The organism is Streptomyces spongiae (genome assembly GCF_009377185.1).
In the GTDB taxonomy this organism is placed as follows: Bacteria; Actinomycetota; Actinomycetes; order Streptomycetales; family Streptomycetaceae; genus Streptomyces; species Streptomyces spongiae.
This window is the reverse complement of record NZ_VJZC01000806.1, coordinates 1-3,582: the sequence shown is the minus strand read 5'-3', so window position 1 is coordinate 3,582 and position 3,582 is coordinate 1. Positions and strand designations below refer to the sequence as shown.

General features: G+C 71.0%; 3 protein-coding genes. All 3 read right to left on the bottom strand.

The genetic code is table 11. From position 1 onward, the window contains the following. Positions 1 to 50: 50 nt before the first annotated feature. The 3 genes from FNH08_RS47055 to FNH08_RS47045 all read right to left on the bottom strand — a co-directional run bounded on the left by FNH08_RS47055 (position 51) and on the right by FNH08_RS47045 (position 3,408). The gene (locus tag FNH08_RS47055) at positions 51 to 1,265 is read right to left on the bottom strand and encodes an acyl-CoA dehydrogenase family protein (protein ID WP_152777995.1); all 1,215 of its coding nucleotides are present in this window, start codon (positions 1,263 to 1,265) and stop codon (positions 51 to 53) included. 6 nt (positions 1,266 to 1,271) lie between these two features. Next, positions 1,272 to 2,306, bottom strand: coding sequence for a phosphotransferase family protein (locus FNH08_RS47050; protein WP_152777993.1), 1,035 nt, complete (start codon positions 2,304 to 2,306; stop codon positions 1,272 to 1,274). 190 nt (positions 2,307 to 2,496) lie between these two features. Then, positions 2,497 to 3,408: an MBL fold metallo-hydrolase gene (locus tag FNH08_RS47045; RefSeq protein WP_152777991.1), complete on the bottom strand. Its 912-nt coding sequence runs from the start codon at positions 3,406 to 3,408 to the stop codon at positions 2,497 to 2,499. Between the last annotated feature and the right edge of the window lie 174 nt (positions 3,409 to 3,582).

The window sequence follows — 3,582 nt, the reverse complement described above, 5'->3', positions numbered from 1 at the left end:
GAGCCCCGGGTAGGGGCGGCGGGGGCGAGAAACCCTCGTCGCCCCGCCGGTCAGGCGTATCGCTTAAGCTCCCGCCGCGCCAGCGACCGCTGGTGCACCTCGTCGGGGCCGTCGGCGATCATCAGGGTCCGCGCCCCCGCGTAGAGCTCGGCCAGCGGGAAGTCCTGGCTGACACCCCCCGCACCGTGCAACTGGATCGCCCGGTCGATGATGTCGACGACCGCGCGGGGCGTGGCGATCTTGATGGCCTGGATCTCCGTGTGCGCACCCCGGTTGCCCACCGTGTCCATCAGCCATGCCGTCTTCAGCACCAGCAGCCGCAGTTGCTCGACGGTCACCCGCGCGTCCGCGATCCAGTTGTGCACCACGCCCTGCTGGGCCAGCGCCTTGCCGAAGGCCGCACGGGACACCGCCCGCCGGCACATCAGCTCGATGGCCCGCTCCGCCATGCCGATCAACCGCATGCAGTGGTGGATACGACCGGGCCCGAGCCGCGCCTGGGCGATGGCGAAGCCGCCGCCCTCCTCGCCGATCAGGTTCGACACCGGCACGCGTGCGCCCTCGAAGATCACCTCCGCGTGCCCGCCGTGGTAGTGGTCCTCGTAGCCGAAGACCTGCATGGCGCGCTTCACCGTGACGCCCGGCGTGTCCCGCGGGACCAGGACCATGGACTGCTGACGGCGGATGTCGGACCCCTCCGGGTCCGTCTTGCCCATCACGATGAAGATCCTGCAGTCCGGGTTCATCGCCCCGGAGATGTACCACTTGCGCCCGGTGATGACGTAATCGTCGCCGTCCCGCTCGATGTGCGTGGTGATGTTCGTGGCGTCGGACGAGGCCACGTCCGGTTCCGTCATCGCGAACGCCGAACGGATCTCACCGGCGAGCAGCGGCTCCAGCCACTGCTTCCTCTGCTGTTCGTCGCCGAACTGTGAGAGCACCTCCATGTTGCCCGTGTCGGGCGCCGCGCAGTTCAGTGCCGTCGGAGCCAGCTGCGGGGAGCGGCCCGTGATCTCGGCCAACGGCGCGTACTGGAGGTTCGTCAGGCCCGCGCCGTACTCCGCGTCCGGCAGGAACAGGTTCCACAGGCCCTGCCTGCGGGCCTCGGCCTTCAGTTCCTCGACCACGGCCGGGGTGTCCCACGGCGAGGCGAGCAGCGCGCGCTGCTCGTGGGAGACCGTCTCGGCCGGGTAGACGTACTCGTCCATGAAGGCGAGGAGCTTGCCGCGCAGCTCCTCCGTGCGGGCGTCGTATGCGAAGTCCATGGTGGATCAGCCCTTCCCGGAGCCTTGGCGGAGAGTCGTCAGGCCGTGTTCGATGAAGACCGGGACCAGTTCGCCGATGCGGTCGAAGCCGTGGCCCAGCGTCTGGCCGAGGGTGTACCGGTAGTGGATGCCCTCCAGGATCACGGCGAGCTTGAACCACGCGAACGCCGTGTACCAGGAGACCGCGGACACGTCGCGCCCCGAGCGCGCGGCGTACCGCTCGACGATCTCCGCCGGATCCGGGTGGCCGGGGGCCGTGGCCGTCGTCGAGACGGGGGAGTCCGGCAGCCCGAGCGGCACGCTGTACATCACCAGCAGGCCCAGGTCGGTCAGCGGGTCGCCGAGCGTGGACATCTCCCAGTCGAGGATGGCCCTGATGTGGTCGTCCTCGCCCAGCAGCACGTTGTCGAGGCGGTAGTCGCCGTGCACGACCGTGGGCGCGGGGGAGTGCGGGAGCTCGCGGCCCAGCGCCGTGTGCAGCTCGTCGATCCCAGCGAGGTCCCGGTTGCGGGAGGCGTCCAGCTGCTTGCCCCAGCGCCGCAACTGCCGGTCCAGGAAGCCCTCGGGGCGCCCGAAGTCCGTGAGGCCCACCTCTGCGGGGTCCACCGCGTGCAGCTCGACGAGGGTGTCGACCAGGCCCAGCACGGCGTCCCGGGTGCGCTCAGGGCCGAGCGGGGCGAGCTGCTCGGCGGTGCGGTAGGGCGTGCCCTCCACGAAGTCCATGACGTAGAAGGGCGCGCCGAGCACCTCCTCGTCCTCGCAGAGCAGCACGGGACGCGGTACGGGGACGTTCGTCGGGTGGAGCGCGCTGATGACCCGGTGTTCGCGCTTCATGTCGTGCGCGGTCGCCAGCACGTGGCCCAGCGGCGGGCGCCGTACCACCCACCTCGACGTGCCGTCCGTGACCTCGTACGTGAGGTTCGACCGTCCGCCCTCGATCAGCCGGCCGGTCAGAGGGCCGCCCACCAGGCCGGGCCGCTCGGTGTCGAGCAGGCCGCGCAGCCGGTCGGGATCGAGACCGGGTGGGTGATCAGGGCTCATCGTTCGCTCCTCCATGCGGGTGAACGGGGACGGGGGATTCACTGGACTCACTGGGTCTCATGATGCCGACCGGTCGGTATGCCGTCCAGTAGGCGGGGCGAAAGTGATCGGTGTCTCGACCGGTTCCGGCGCCCGTGAGCGAGGCCGGGCGAGGCCACGTGAGGGCGGAGACGGGCGCCGGTGCCGGGGCTCACGCGTGGCAGGTCATCATCTCGCCGCCGTTGACCGCCGCCATGTCCGCGAAGCCGGCGAACGGGTCGACGCCCTCACCCTCGGGGTGCCCGTCCAGCTCGGCGTAGGCGCGTCGCAGGTTCGCCACGAGCCGCTCGCTCTCCGGGAGTTCGGCGTACTCCCCGAGGTCGGTCTGCCGGGCCGCCTCCAGCGGGGTGAGCCCGGCCGCGTGCGACTTCTCGGCGACCTCGGCCACGAACCGGATGTACCGCTCGGCCCGGTCGAACGCCGACGGGTCGGTGACCGGCCCGTGCCCCGGTACGACGGTCTCGGCGCCCAGTTCGCGCAGCAGCTCCAGCGCCCGCAGCGAACCGCTCAGCGAACCCATCAGGAAGAACGGCGTCCCGCCCTCGAAGACCAGGTCCCCGGTGAACACGATCCGGCGGTGCGGCAGCCAGACGAAGGAGTCGCCCACGGTGTGCGAGATGCCCGGGTGGATCACCTCGGCCTCGATGTCGCCCACGTGCAGCGTGGTGCGGTCCGTGAACGTCAGGTCCGCGCCCTTGATCGGGACGTGTCCGAAGTCGGTCTGCGGCCAGAGCAGATGCAGGTGCTGGCCACTGGCCAGGGCCTCGCGACGGCAGGCGGCGTGCGAGACGAGTGTGGCGGTGGGCATGAAGTGCCCGTTGCCGTAGGTGTGGTCGCCGTGGTGGTGGGTGTTGACCAGGAGCCGTGGAGCCGGGGCGCCCGTGCTGTCGAGCGCGGCGGACAGGGCCAGGGTGCGGCGCTCGGTGGCCGCGGTGTCCACGAGCAGGGTGGTCGTTCCGTCGCTCACGAAGCCGGAGTTGTTGAGGCACCATCCGCCGTCCGGTTGCACATACGCGTGCACGTCGTCGGCCAACTCGACGGTGTACGGCTCGCCTGCGGTCATGGGGACCCCCTGGGATCGTCGCCAATTGGTGATCAGAGCCTGCCAGTCGGTGGAGAGCGGTGGGGAGTCGGGGGTGTTGTCTTCGCCCCCGCCGCCCCTACCCGTCCCATCCCCAGGGGCGCCGCCCCTTCGACCCCGTCCTGGGGGCTGCGCCCCCACGCCCCCGGGGTGGGT